At 72.4% G+C, this 13,037-nt stretch carries 14 protein-coding genes and 1 pseudogene; 2 read left to right on the forward strand and 13 right to left on the reverse strand.

Going from position 1 to position 13,037, the window contains the following annotated elements:
• Nucleotides 1-45: 45 nt before the first annotated feature.
• Nucleotides 46-1,488: an NADP-dependent phosphogluconate dehydrogenase gene (gndA, locus tag ACQP0N_RS25895; RefSeq protein ID WP_433114803.1), complete on the forward strand. Its 1,443-nt coding sequence runs from the start codon at nt 46-48 to the stop codon at nt 1,486-1,488.
• A gap of 104 nt (nt 1,489-1,592) precedes the next feature.
• Here gndA and ACQP0N_RS25900 read toward each other — a convergent pair whose 3' ends face one another.
• The 5 genes from ACQP0N_RS25900 to recO form a co-directional block, all read right to left on the reverse strand.
• Nucleotides 1,593-2,354 (reverse strand): pirin family protein, encoded by a 762-nt coding sequence (locus ACQP0N_RS25900; protein ID WP_433114805.1) that lies wholly within the window; start codon nt 2,352-2,354, stop codon nt 1,593-1,595.
• A complete protein-coding gene (locus tag ACQP0N_RS25905) occupies nt 2,351-2,551 on the reverse strand; it encodes a thioredoxin reductase (protein ID WP_357133259.1) in 201 nt (66 codons plus the stop codon). The genes ACQP0N_RS25900 and ACQP0N_RS25905 overlap by 4 nt, the downstream gene beginning before the upstream one ends.
• 701 nt (nt 2,552-3,252) lie before the next feature.
• A complete protein-coding gene (locus ACQP0N_RS25910) occupies nt 3,253-3,438 on the reverse strand; it encodes a hypothetical protein (protein ID WP_357133257.1) in 186 nt (61 codons plus the stop codon).
• Between the two features lie 68 nt (nt 3,439-3,506).
• Nucleotides 3,507-4,319: an isoprenyl transferase gene (locus tag ACQP0N_RS25915; protein WP_355053221.1), complete on the reverse strand. Its 813-nt coding sequence runs from the start codon at nt 4,317-4,319 to the stop codon at nt 3,507-3,509.
• Nucleotides 4,316-5,272: a DNA repair protein RecO gene (recO, locus tag ACQP0N_RS25920; protein WP_433114808.1), complete on the reverse strand. Its 957-nt coding sequence runs from the start codon at nt 5,270-5,272 to the stop codon at nt 4,316-4,318. The genes ACQP0N_RS25915 and recO overlap by 4 nt, the downstream gene beginning before the upstream one ends.
• A 102-nt stretch (nt 5,273-5,374) precedes the next feature.
• Between recO and ACQP0N_RS25925 the strand changes: the two genes are divergently transcribed.
• Nucleotides 5,375-6,181, forward strand: a complete 807-nt coding sequence (locus tag ACQP0N_RS25925; protein WP_433114810.1) for a DUF4097 family beta strand repeat-containing protein — start codon at nt 5,375-5,377, stop codon at nt 6,179-6,181.
• Here ACQP0N_RS25925 and ACQP0N_RS25930 read toward each other — a convergent pair.
• From ACQP0N_RS25930 to ACQP0N_RS25965, 8 genes and pseudogenes are all read right to left on the reverse strand, one after another.
• A complete protein-coding gene (locus ACQP0N_RS25930; RefSeq protein ID WP_433114811.1) occupies nt 6,168-7,286 on the reverse strand; it encodes an acyltransferase family protein in 1,119 nt (372 codons plus the stop codon). The genes ACQP0N_RS25925 and ACQP0N_RS25930 overlap by 14 nt on opposite strands.
• A gap of 75 nt (nt 7,287-7,361) precedes the next feature.
• Nucleotides 7,362-8,258, reverse strand: coding sequence for a GTPase Era (era, locus tag ACQP0N_RS25935; protein WP_433121817.1), 897 nt, complete (start codon nt 8,256-8,258; stop codon nt 7,362-7,364).
• Between the two features lie 5 nt (nt 8,259-8,263).
• A pseudogene (locus ACQP0N_RS25940) lies at nt 8,264-8,649 on the reverse strand (cytidine deaminase).
• A complete protein-coding gene (locus ACQP0N_RS25945) occupies nt 8,642-10,066 on the reverse strand; it encodes a hemolysin family protein (protein WP_355053232.1) in 1,425 nt (474 codons plus the stop codon). The pseudogene ACQP0N_RS25940 and the gene ACQP0N_RS25945 overlap by 8 nt, the downstream one beginning before the upstream one ends.
• Complete coding sequence (ybeY, locus tag ACQP0N_RS25950) at nt 10,042-10,515, reverse strand: rRNA maturation RNase YbeY (protein WP_433114813.1); 474 nt, start codon at nt 10,513-10,515, stop codon at nt 10,042-10,044. Before ybeY ends, ACQP0N_RS25945 begins: the two co-directional genes overlap by 25 nt.
• 15 nt (nt 10,516-10,530) lie before the next feature.
• Nucleotides 10,531-11,589, reverse strand: coding sequence for a PhoH family protein (locus tag ACQP0N_RS25955; protein WP_433114815.1), 1,059 nt, complete (start codon nt 11,587-11,589; stop codon nt 10,531-10,533).
• A 159-nt stretch (nt 11,590-11,748) separates the two neighbouring features.
• A complete protein-coding gene (locus ACQP0N_RS25960) occupies nt 11,749-12,114 on the reverse strand; it encodes a winged helix-turn-helix transcriptional regulator (RefSeq protein ID WP_433114817.1) in 366 nt (121 codons plus the stop codon).
• Between the two features lie 66 nt (nt 12,115-12,180).
• Complete coding sequence (locus tag ACQP0N_RS25965; protein WP_433114819.1) at nt 12,181-13,014, reverse strand: PhzF family phenazine biosynthesis protein; 834 nt, start codon at nt 13,012-13,014, stop codon at nt 12,181-12,183.
• Nucleotides 13,015-13,037: the final 23 nt, after the last annotated feature.

Here is a 13,037-nt window from a genome sequence, read left to right on the forward strand (position 1 = left end):
GATACCGTCGCAGGGACAGTTCGACGGCGAGAGGTGGCGGCACGAATGGCTCAGCAGGCGACAGCGCAGATCGGCGTGACCGGGCTGGCGGTGATGGGCCGGAACCTGGCCCGCAACCTGGCCCGCAACGGCTTCACCGTGGCGGTGCACAACCGGTCCCCGGAACGCACCCGCAGCCTCGTCGCGGAGCACGGCGACGAGGGCACCTTCGTGCCCGGTGAGTCGATGGCCGACTTCGTGGCGTCGCTGGAACGACCCCGCGCGGTGATCGTGATGGTCAAGGCCGGTGCGCCCACCGACGCGGTCATCGACGAGTTGGTGCCGCTGCTGGACGAGGGCGACATCATCGTCGACTGTGGCAACGCCCACTTCGCCGACACCCGCCGGCGGGAGGAGTCGCTGCGCGCGCAGGGGCTGCACTTCAGCGGCACCGGCGTCTCCGGCGGCGAGGAGGGCGCGCTGCTCGGCCCGAGCATCATGCCGGGTGGCTCGACCGAGTCGTACGCGAAGCTCGGGCCGATGTTCGAGAAGATCGCCGCCCAGGTGGACGGTGTGCCGTGCTGCACGCACGTCGGGCCGGACGGCGCCGGGCACTTCGTCAAGATGGTGCACAACGGCATCGAGTACGCCGACATGCAGCTCATCGCCGAGGCGTACGACCTGCTGCGGGCCGGGCTGGACGTCACCCCGGCGGAGATCGCCGAGATCTTCCGCGAGTGGAACAGCGGCGAGCTGGAGTCGTTCCTCATCGAGATCACCGCCGACGTGTTGGCGCACACCGACGCGGCGACCGGCCGGGCGTTCGTCGACATCGTGCAGGACCGGGCCGAGCAGAAGGGCACCGGCCGGTGGACCGTGCAGAGCGCCCTGGACCTGGGCATTCCGATCACCGGGATCGCCGAGGCGACGTTCGCGCGCTCGCTGTCCGGGCACGTCGACCAGCGCGAGGCGGCCCGCCGGGCCTTCCCGGACGCCGGTGAGAAGTGGCAGGTGGCCGACCGGGACGCGTTCGTCGAGGACGTCCGCCGGGCGCTGCTCGCTTCCAAGATCGTCGCGTACGCCCAGGGTTTCGACCACATCCGGGCCGGCAGCAGCGAGTTCAACTGGGACATCGACCTGGGCGGTACGGCGACCATCTGGCGGGGTGGCTGCATCATCCGGGCCCGCTTCCTGAACCGGATCCGCGAGGCGTACGACGAGCAGCCCGACCTGCCGACGCTGCTGGTGGCGCCGTACTTCGCCGAGGCGGTCAGCGCGGGCGTGCCGAGCTGGCGGCGGGTGGTGGCCGACGCGACGCAGGCGGGTGTGCCGACGCCGGCGTTCTCGTCGTCGCTCGCGTACTTCGACGCGCTGCGGGCCGAGCGGCTCCCCGCCGCGCTGATCCAGGGCCTGCGGGACAACTTCGGCGCGCACACCTACCAGCGCGTGGACCGCGAGGGCTCGTTCCACACCACCTGGGCCGGCGACAAGACGGAGTCCCCGGCCTGACGACGCGGGCATGATCGCGCTCCAACCATGATGTAGTGGCCTTCCGCCGCCGGGAGGCCACTACATCCATGTTCGGGCGCGATCGTGCGAGGCAGCGCGAGCGCTCAGGCGACGGTGGCGTGCATCTCCCAGACGAGGATCTCCGCCGGCTCGTCGGCGGTGACCCGTCGACCGCCGGTCATGGTGAGCCTCGCCGCGTCGCCGGTGCCGAGTGGACCGCTGCCCTCCAGGGTGACCGTGCCGTCGGGCACGTACACGTGCACGAAGGGCGCGTCCGGGATGGTGACCTCGTCGCCGGGGCGGAGGCGGGCGGCGTGCAGGGTCGCGTACCGGTTGCGGATCCGGATGGCGGACGCGCCGTCGTAGCGGTCCCTTCCGGAGGCGATCGGCACCAGGCCGCCGCGCAGCAACTCGTCCTCGATCTCCAACTGTTCGTAGCCGGGGTCGACACCCTGCTCGTCGGGGAGCACCCACATCTGCACGAAGTGCACGGGGTCGCTGTGCGGCTGCTGGTTGTCCAGGCGCCAGGCGTCGTTCTTCTCCGAGTGCAGGATGCCGGTGCCGGCGCTCATCCGCTGCGCCAGGCCCGGATAGATCACCCCGGAGTGGCCGGTGGAGTCCTGATGTACGAGTGAACCCCGCAGCACCCAGGTGACGATCTCCATGTCCTGGTGCGGGTGGGTCTCGAAGCCGGCGCCCGGCCGGACCACGTCGTCGTTGTTGACCAGCAGCAGCCCGTGGTGGGTGTTGGCCGGGTCGTAGTGTCGGGAGAACGAGAAGGAGTGCTTCGAGTCCAGCCAGGAGATCCGGGTGGCGAAGCGATCCTCGGCGCGGCGTACGTCGACCGTCGGGGCGGGTGCGGTCACCAGGCACGCTGCCCGGCGTCGGGGATCGACGGCGCCCAGGTCAGGGCCGGCTCTCCGGTGGCCAGTTCGGCGATCTCACCGGTGCGCAGCGCGGGCGTGTGACCGAACTCGGCGCAGTGCTGCTCGGCGATCTCGGCACAGATCTCGGCGACCTGCTCGCAGATCGGGTCGCCCAGGTCGGCCGCGTTCAACGCCATGATCATCTTGTACCGCAGATCCCGCACACCCACCCCCACCCGACAGTTCCCGCTCCCCCTTGTCGAACCCTACCGACCCCCACCCCTCCAAGCCCCAAAACCCAAAACCCACCAATCCCCACCCACGCGCCCCACCCCACCCCACCCCGCCCCGCCCCGGCCCGCCCCGCCGATCTTGCACTTATGGTGGTCGATCGGTCCGGTTATACGCCTTTCGTCACCACCGAAAGTGCAAGATCGGCGGGGCGGGGGCGGCGCGGGGCGGGGGCGGCGCGGGGCGGGGGCGGCGCGGGGCGGGGGCGGCGCGGGGCGGGGGCGGCGCGGGGCGGGGGCGGCGCGGGGCGGGGGCGGCGCGGGGCGGGGGCGGCGCGGGGCGGGGGCGGCGCGGGGCGGGGGCGGCGCGGGGCGGGGGCGGCGCGGGGCGGGGGCGGCGCGGGGCGGGGGCGGCGCGGGGCGGGGGCGGCGCGGGGCGGGGGCGGCGCGGGGCGGGGGCGGCGCGGGGCGGGGCGGGGGCGGCGCGGGGCGGGGGCGGCGCGGGGCGGGGGCGGCGCGGGGCGGGGGCGGCGCGGGGCGGGGGCGGCGCGGGGCGGGGTGACGCAGCCGGTCCGTCATCCGGGGACGGAAGACGGACCGGTGGGGTGCATGGCGAGGCGGCGCCTCGCACGGTCAGCGCGAGGCGGCGCTGGGGTGGGTGGGTGGCGTTACCAGAACCGGCGACGCTTGGCTTTCTGCGGGCGGATCAGGTCCGCGCCCCTCGTCAGCAGCCGGGTCGCCCCGGAGGGACCACGGCGGGCCTCCAGGGTGTGGCTGAGTCGACGCGCGCCGGCCGCGGCCAGTGGCGCCGCGACGGCCATCACCGCCCACTGGGCAATGCGCTTCTGGATCATGTGGGTTCACCTCCGTCATTGGCTCCTGACGTTCCTGATACCCAGCGTGACGTGTGGGTAAGCCTCGCTCAGGCCGTCGGAGCCACCGGATTGGGCAGCGCGCCCCCGAAGCGCCGGTCCCGCTGGGCGTACAGCTCGCACGCGTACCAGAGGTGGCGGCGGTCGAAGTCGGGCCAGAGCGTGTCGAGGAAGACCAACTCGGCGTACGCGGTCTGCCAGAGCAGGAAGTTGGAGATCCGCTCCTCGCCGGAGGGACGCAGGAACAGGTCCACGTCCGGGATCTCCGGGTGGTAGAGGTACTTCGCGATGGTCTTCTCGGTGACCTTCGCCGGGTCCAGTCGACCGGCCGCGACGTCCCGGGCGATCGCGGCGGCGGCGTCACCGATCTCGGCGTGCCCGCCGTAGTTGACGCAGAACTGCAGGGTGAGCGTCGAGTTGTCGCGGGACATCTCCTCGGCGGTCTGCAGCTCGGAGATGACGCTCTTCCACAACCGCCCCGGGCGCCCCGACCAGACCACCCGGACGCCCAGGTCGACCAACTGGTCACGGCGTCGACGGATGACGTCCCGGTTGAACCCCATGAGGAACCGGACCTCGTCGGGCGAGCGCCGCCAGTTCTCGGTGGAGAAGGCGTACGCCGACAGGTAGGGGATGCCCATCTCGATGGCGCCCTCGATCGTGTCGAAGAGGCTGTGTTCCCCCGCCTCGTGCCCCTTGGTGCGGGGCAGACCACGGTCCTTGGCCCACCGACCGTTGCCGTCCATCACGATGGCCACATGCTTGGGCACCGCCCCCGCGGGCAGCGCCGGCGGCCGGGCTCCGGACGGGTGGGGCGTCGGTGGCGTCGGCTCGCGCCGACCGGACCTCGTCGATCGGATCACTCGGCTCTCTCCTTGCTCGTGCCGTCCGCTCCGGAACCGGCGTCACCGCCCGGCCGGAGCATCGCAGCCCCGGACCCCACGTCACCGCCCGGCCGGAGCATCGCAGCCCCGGACCCGACGTCACCGCGTGGGCGGAGCATCCCCGCCCCACCGCCACCCGGCGGCGGGACCGTACCGGCGACCGGGGTGGTGCTCCGGTCGACCAGCGGCAGCGAGCGTAACGCGCGTTCCAGGTGCCACTGGAGGTGCGCCGCCACCAGGCCGCTGCACTCCCGTCGTACCCCGGTGTCGGTGGCATCGGCGACCACCCAGTCGCCGGTGGTCAGCGCGGACATCAGGTCGATGGTGGCCGGCGCGGGGTGGGCCGCGCCCGGCGGCCGGCAGTCCGGGCAGACCGCGCCGCCGGCCGGCACGGAGAACGCGCGGTGCCGCCCGGGGGTGCCGCAGACGGCACAGGCGGTCAGCGCCGGCGCCCAGCCGGCGAGGGCCATCCCCCGCAGCAGGTACGCGTCGAGCACGAGGGTGGTGTCGTGCTCGCCCCGGGACAGCGCCTTCAACGCCCCCACGGTGAGCTGGAACAGCCGCAGCGAGGGTTCCCGCTCGACGGGTGTCAGCCGCTCGGCGGTCTCGGCGATCGCGCTGGCCGCCGTGTAGCGGGGGTAGTCGCCGAGGAACCGCTTGCCGTACAGGTCGATGCCCTCGACCTGGCTGACCGTGTGCAGCGAGCTGCCGTGGTTGCCCTTGGGGTCACCGGCGAGTTGCAGGTCGATGTGACCGAACGGCTCCAGGCGGGCGCCGAACTTGCTCATGGTGCGCCGGACCCCCCGGGCGACCGCCCGCAGTCGGCCGTGCCGGCGGGTCAGCAGGGTGATGATCCGGTCGGACTCGCCGAGCTTCTGCACGCGCAGCACCACCGCGTCGTCGCGGTAGAGCTGTCGGCGGTACCCGGCCATCGGACCATTCTCCCTCGGGGTGTGAAATCAGGGTCGCTTCGGGGTGGACGCGAGGATGAACCCCGATGTGCCGGGCCGGCGACCGCCCGTAGCGTGCTGGCCATGGCACCGCACCAGAGCACCGCCGTCCGTCGTCGCCGCGCCGCCGCGCCCGTCGCGTTGGCGTTGTCCACCGCCCTCATCCTGCTGGCCGGGTGCGACAACCTGTCGTTCCGTCGGCTCGACTACGACGACACCGAGCCGGTGAAGATCACCACCATCCGGGTGGACGGGGGCTCCGGGGACGTGATCATTCGAGGCACCGGCCCGGCGGGCGAGGCGCGGATCAAGCGGGTGGTCCGCTACCAGGGCGGCGAGCCCAAGGCGCGGTACGAGATCAAGGACAGCGAGTTGGTGTTGAACACCGACTGCGGTGACCGGTGCAGCGTCTCGTACGAGGTGACCGTGCCGGCGGGCGTGAGCGTGCAGGGCGACAGCGGCTCGGGCGACGTCGAGCTGACCAAGGTGGGCGCGGTGAAGCTGCGGCTGGGCTCGGGTGACGTGCGGATCACCGAGGTCACGGGGTCGCTCGACGTGGAGACCGGCTCGGGCAACATCGACCTGAGCGAGGCCGATTCGACGGTACGGCTGCGGGCCGGCTCCGGCGACGTCAGCGCCCGCCGGGTGGCCGGCGCGACGGACGCCGAGGCCGGCTCGGGCAACGTGACCATCGAGTTGGAGACGCCGACCTCGGCGCGGGCGCATGCCTCCAGCGGGGACGTCAGCGTGCTCGTACCGGCAGGCAGCTACCGGGTCCGCTCCAGCACCGGCTCCGGCGACGCGCGGATCACCGTGGCGGACGACCCGGCGGCGTCCCTGGTGCTCGACGGCTCGGCCGGCAGCGGCGACGTCACCATCAGCCAGCGTTGATCTCGACCGTCGCCGCCTCGGTGGGCAGCCGCTGCGCCGGCACGGTGGCCGGCCCCACGGTCTCGCCGACCGCACGCCGATCCGTCCCGCCGTTGCCGGAGACGGCCGGCGAGCCGACGGGAACCAGTTCCGGGCGGCGGCGGGCGGCGACGTCCTCGACCCAGCCGACGGCCAGGGTGACCAGACCGACCAGCGCGAAGACCAGCAGCACCCGTACCGCCAGTCCCACCGGATCCTGGTGGGACCAGCCGACCACGTCGACGAGCGGGGTGAGCGCCACCACGAACGGCATGTGCCAGAGGTAGATGGTGAGCGCCCGCCGGTTGACCACGGTCAGCGCCTGGTCGGCCAACCGGCTGCGCGACAGCCAGGCCACCCCGGCCGGCGCCCGGCCCAGGACGACCAGGATGAACGCGGCCGACCAGACGGCGTTGCCCAGGTGGTTGTCGTTGAGGTCGTACCCCCGTGGGCCGGGATGCGTGACGATCCAGGCCCCGCCGACGACGGCGAGGGCCAGCGCGAGCGGGTACAGCACCCGGCCGGTGAGGCGGCGCAGCATCCCGGCGTGGTGGGCGAAGCCCAGCACCCACGCGCCGAAGTACAGCCCGAACTCGCGCACGACCGCCGGCGCCGGGTAGATGCCCACCTCGATGGTCACCAGCAGCAGGTACGGGGCGAGCAGGGTGGGCAGCGGGGCTCGCCGGAACAGCCAGAACGCGACCGGTGAGGCGAGCACGAACCAGAGGTAGTCGCGCAGGTACCAGATGACGCTCAGCGCCAGGGCGCCCCAGTTGTTGGCCGGTGGGTCGGCGATCGGGAACAGCCACAGCAGCACCCGTGGGGACAGCGTCATCCCGGTGAACAGCATGGCCGGCACGAAGACCACCGCCACCACCCACAACGACGGCAGCAGGCGGCGCAGCCGACGGAGGACCGCCGCCGGGCCGGACCGGTCCAGCGAGGCGGCCATCAGCGAGCCGGCCAGCGCGAACATCACCGACATGGCGGGGAACACCAGGGTGAGGGTCGCCCACCCGGTGACGTGGTAGACGACGACTCGGACGATGGCCAGGAAACGGAGCAGATCGAGATATCTGTTGCGCATCAGCCTGCATCTGGATCGGGGGCGCGGGGGTTGCCCTCTCCCCTACCCGGCCCGACCCACGAGCCAAACGACGCCTCAGAAACCCAGCTTGCGCAACTGCCGTGGGTCGCGCTGCCAGTCCTTCGCGACCCGGACGTGCAGGTCCAGGTAGACCCGCGAGCCGAGCAGCTCCTCGATCTGACGGCGGGCGTTGGTCCCGACCTCCTTGAGCCGGCTCGCCTTGTGACCGAGCACGATGGCCTTCTGGCTGGGCCGCTCCACGTACAGGTCGGCGTAGATCTTCATGACCTGACCCTCGGGGATCATCTCCTCCACGACCACGGCGATGGAGTGCGGCAACTCGTCGCGCACCCCTTCCAGGGCCGCCTCCCGGATCAGCTCCGCGACCAGCACCTGCTCCGGGTCGTCGGTCAGCATGTCGTCCGGGTAGAGCTGCGGCGACGGCGGCAGGTACTTCGTCATCACGTCGACGAGGGTGTCCACCTGGTGCCCGGAGACCGCGCTCACCGGCACGATTTCGGCGAACTCTCCCAGCTCGCTAACCGCGAGCAACTGCTCGGCCAACCGGCGCTTGTCCACCAGGTCGGTCTTGGTGACGACCGCCAGCACGGTCGCCTTCAGCTCGGCCAGCTCGCCCGTGATGAACCGGTCACCGCGCCCGACCGGCTCGTCCGCCGGGATGCACAGGCCGATGACGTCGACCTCGGTCCAGGTGGAGCGGACCAGGTCGTTGAGGCGCTCGCCGAGCAGCGTACGGGGTCGGTGCAGGCCCGGCGTGTCCACCAGGACCAGCTGCGACTCCGGGCGGTGCAGCACCGCCCGGATGACGTGCCGGGTGGTCTGCGGCTTGTTCGACGTGATCGCGATCTTGGTGCCGACGATCGCATTGGTCAGGGTGGACTTTCCCGCGTTGGGCCGGCCGACGAAACAGCCGAACCCGGCCCGGTACGGGCGGGCCTCCGGGTCGCGCACCGGGCTCACTCGGTCACCGTGCCGAGGACCGTGCCGTCCGGGGCGGCGACGTGGATCGGCGCGTCCGGGGCGAGGTCACGCACCACCGCGTGCCCCGCGCCGTCCAGCGTCGACGCCTCGGTCACCACCGCCGCCGCCTCCAGCCGACTCGCCCCGGCGGCGACCGCCGAGGCCACCGCCAATTGCAGCGCGGTGAGGGTCAGCGAGGGCAGCGTCACGCTCGCCGCCGCGTACGTCCGACCGTCCTGATCCCGGACCGCGGCGCCCTCCACGGCACCGACCCGCGCACGGGCGCCCCGGGCCAGGACGACGAGCTTGCCGTCCTCGGCGCTCAGCGGCGCCGGCGCGCCGGGGTGGGCCGGGCGGTGGGCGCGGCGGGTGTCTCAGGCATCGGCGGCTTGCCTCTCGTCGTCTCGGTAGTGGTTCGGGTCGCTGCCGGGACCGGCGTGGTCGCCGCGCCCGGTGGCGTCCTGCGTGTCGCCCGACTCCACCCTGCTCACCAGGACGGTGTCGATCCGGTTGCGTCGACCGGTGGTGCCCTCGGCGACCAGCCGGAGACCGGCCACCTCGACCTCCGCTCCGGGGATCGGCACCCGCCCCAGCGACTGGGCGAGCAGACCACCGACCGTCTCCACCTCATCGGTGGGCAGGTCGGTGTCGAACAGCTCGCCCAGGTTCTCCACCGGCAGGCGGGCCGTGACCCGCACCGAGGAGTCCGCGAGGCGCTCGACCGGCGGGCGTTCGACATCGTACTCGTCGGTGATCTCACCGACGATCTCCTCCAGGATGTCCTCGATGGTGACGAGGCCACCGGTGCCGCCGTACTCGTCGACCACGATGACCAGGTGGTTGCGTGCCGCCTGCATCTCCGACAGCAGGTCGTCGACCGGCTTGGACTCCGGCACGAAGGTCGCCGGGCGCATCAGCTCGGCCACCGGCACCTGCTCGGCGCCCGGATCGCCGCCGCGCGACCGGCGGATCAGGTCCTTGAGGTAGAGCACCCCGAGTACGTCGTCGACGCTCTCGCCGATGACCGGGATGCGGGAGAAACCCGAGCGCAGGAAGAGCACCAGCGCCTGGGCCAGGGTCTTGCCCTCCTCGATCCACACCATCTCGGTGCGCGGCACCATCACCTCGCGGGCGATGGTGTCGCCGAGCGCGAAGACCGAGTGGATCATCTGGCGCTCGCCGTGCTCCACGACGCCACGCTGCTCGGCGAGGTCGACCAGCTCACGCAGCTCCACCTGGCTGGCGAACGGCCCCTCTCGGAAGCCGCGCCCCGGGGTGACCGCGTTGCCGATCAGGATGAGCAGCGACGCGAGCGGGTTGAGCGCGCGGCCCAGCCAGCGGACCAGCGGCGCGACCGCCCGGCCCACGGCGTACGCGTGTTGCCGGCCGATGGTGCGCGGGGCGACACCGACCACCACGAAGCTGACCACCGTCATCGCGCCCGCGGTGACCAGCGCGGCCCGCCAGCCCGCGCCGAAGCTGTCCACCGCGACCAGCGCCACCAGCGTGGTGGCGGTCAGCTCGGCGAGCAACCGCAACAACAGCAAAAGGTTGAGGTGCCGGACGACGTCCCCGGCCACGACCTGGAGGGTACGGGCGCCGCGCACGCCGTCCCGGGCCAGTTCGGCGGCCCGGGCCGGCGAGACCGCGGCGAGCGCCGCCTCGGTCATCGCGATCACACCGGCCAGCACTACCAGGCCGGCCGCGAAGACGATCAGTTGCAGGTCGGGAAGGCCGGCCGTGGGGCCGACCGCCAGTAACACAGACGTGGACATCACGGGGTACGGGTCGACCGCCAGCTCGTCAGCAGTCGCGCCTGGAGGCCGAACATCTCCCGTTCCTCCTCCGGCTCCGCGTGGTCGTACCCGAGCAGGTGCAGCACCCCGTGCACGGTGAGCAGGTGCAGCTCGTCGGCCGGGGCGTGCCCGGCGGTCGCGGCCTGCTTGGCCGCCACCTCGGGGCAGAGCACGATGTCGCCGAGCAGGGCCGGTTCGCCGCCGGCCGGGGCGCTCTCGCCCGGACCGTGGTCGACGCTCCCCTCGTCCATCGGGAAGGCGAGGACGTCGGTGGGGCCGTCCCCGCCCATCCAGCGGTGGTTCAGCTCGGTCATGTAGTCGATGTCGACCAGCAGCACGGACAGCTCGGCGAGGGGGTTGACCCCCATCTCGTCGAGGGCGTGCCGGGCGACGGCGAGCACGGCGTCGGTGTCGACGTCGACACCGGACTCGTTGGCGATCTCGATGGACAACTGCTTTCCTCTGCTTTAGCGGCGGCGGCCGGCCCGGCCGCCCTGGGCGGGTCGCCCGGGTACGGCATGGACGCCCTGCGCCTGCTGGTTCTCCCGTTCGGCGTCCCAGCGGGCGTACGCGTCGACGATCTCCCCGACCAGCCGGTGACGCACCACGTCGGAGCTGGACAACTGGGCGAAGTGCACGTCGTCGACGTTTCCCAGGATCTCCCGGACGACCCGCAGCCCGCTGCTGGTCCCGCCGGGAAGGTCCACCTGGGTGATGTCACCCGTCACGACGATCTTGGAGTTGAAGCCGAGCCGGGTGAGGAACATCTTCATCTGCTCGGGCGTGGTGTTCTGCGCCTCGTCCAGGATGATGAACGCGTCGTTGAGGGTCCTACCGCGCATGTACGCCAGCGGGGCGACCTCGATCGTGCCGGCGGCCATCAGCTTCGGGATCGACTCCGGGTCGATCATGTCGTGCAGCGCGTCGTAGAGCGGGCGCAGGTACGGGTCGATCTTCTCGTTGAGCGTGCCGGGCAGGAAGCCCAGCCGCTCGCCGGCCTCGACCGCCGGCCGGGTCAGGATGATCCGGTTGACCTGCTTCGCCTGCAACGCCTGGACGGCCTTCGCCATGGCCAGGTACGTCTTGCCGGTACCAGCCGGGCCGATGCCGAAGACGATGGTGTGCGAGTCGATCGCGTCGACGTACCGCTTCTGCCCGAGCGTCTTCGGGCGGATGGTGCGCCCACGGCGGGAGAGGATGTCGAGGGTCAGGACCTCGGCGGGCCGCTCGGCGCTGCCCTGCTCGAGCATGCCGACGGTACGCCGGACGGCGTCACTGGTCAGGGTCTCGCCTTTCTCGATGAGTTCGAGCAGCTCACTGAAGACCCGCTCGGCGAGGGCGTTGTCGGCGGGAGCGCCGGTGATGGTGATCTCGTTGCCGCGGACGTGCACGTCACTGGCGACCGAGCGTTCGACGAGGCGCAGGATCTCGTCACCCGCGCCCAGCAGATTGACCATGATCTTGGGGTCGGGCACGGTGATCCTGGTCTGCACCCGGGGCGGGCCGGGAGGTGGGGTGCCAGTCATAGGTCGGGCCGAGGGGCCCTGCGCACCTGCTCTCAATCTCGGCGCCGGCCCAGCTGGCACGGCGTGCGGACGTTACACCCATCGTATCGGGTCAACGCGGGCCGCATCGCGCCCATTTCCGCTGGCCGCGATCAACTCGCGACCTGCGGTCAAGAAGCGTCAGGGGCGGTGATTCGGGGGTTCGGTTTCCGCGTCCTCGCTCAGGGCCGAGGCCCACGCGTGGGACCAGCGGACGAGCGGGCGCAACGCCTGGTAGGCGCCGCGCCCCAGGTCGGTGAGCAGGTAGGCCGTGTCCGGCTGCTGGGCGACGAGCTGGGCGTCGAGCAGTTCGGTCAGCCGCTGCCGCAGGACGCTTGAGGACATGTTGTCGCAGCGCTGCTGCAACGCGCGGAACCCGAGCGGCCCGTGCTGCAACTCCCAGACGATGCGCAGGTTCCACCGGCGGCCGAACAGGTCGAGGGCGGCCATGAGGGGTCGCCCGGTACCCGATCCGCGTACCGGCTGGCCGGGCCTGGGTACCGTCATCGCCTTTGCGCCCCTCTTGATGCTCGATGTCCGATACGGCAGCGTCCAGTGCGTTGATTCGTCGCCTCAGTCACCGTCGCGGACGACCGCCAACCCGCCGACCCGCGTCGTGATGCCCGCCGGCCCCCGTCGGGCCGAAGCGAGCACGCTGGCCGGTCGACCGAGGGTGTCACCCTGCTCCACCTCGATCGCGACCGCCTGTGCCCCGGTCGAGTCGAGCAGGTGGGCGGCGAGGCAGCCGGTGCTGTTGGCGTTGGCGACGTCCTCGTCGACGCCGATGGCCGGCGCGAACATCCGCGCCGCACCCGGTTGGTCGCCCATCGGGGGTACGTAGACGAAACAGCCGAGGAGCCCGTACCGCCGGCACGCCGCAGCCAGTCCGCCGAGGTGTGGGCGGACTCGGACCAGCGCCGACCGGTCGCGGACCGGTACCAGCATGCGCGGTGCGCCGGGCACCGCGATCCGTGGCACGTCGTCCGGATGCGGATCGTCCGCCCTGAGCCCGAGCGCGTCGACGATCGCGGCCCGCTCGTGCGGTGCCGGGTGACGCAGTGCGACGGGTCCCTGGTCGAACCACACCTCGATGCCGCCGGGGCGGCGGATCGCGACGGTGTCGAAAGTGCGCCCGCCGGTGCGTTGGCGATCGGTGAGCTCAGCGCCCCCGGTGCGGGTCAACCGGACGGCCTGCGCGGCAACGGTGCCATGGCCGCAGCCGGACAGCTCACCGGCGGCGGTGAAGAACCGGACCGGCCAGGCGCCGTCCCGCGTCCGCCCCGGGCCGACGATCGCCGCGTGCGAGGTGCCGGCCGCAGCAGCCACCGCGCACCGGTCGGGGTCCGTCGCCGCCGGGTCGTCGTCGGTGACGGCAGTGGGGCTGCCACCCCGACCGTCGCGCCGCACGCACGCATCGACAACCGTAATCT

Origin of the sequence: Micromonospora sp. CA-246542, from assembly GCF_050942905.1 — a bacterium.
Taxonomy (GTDB): domain Bacteria; phylum Actinomycetota; class Actinomycetes; order Mycobacteriales; family Micromonosporaceae; genus Micromonospora.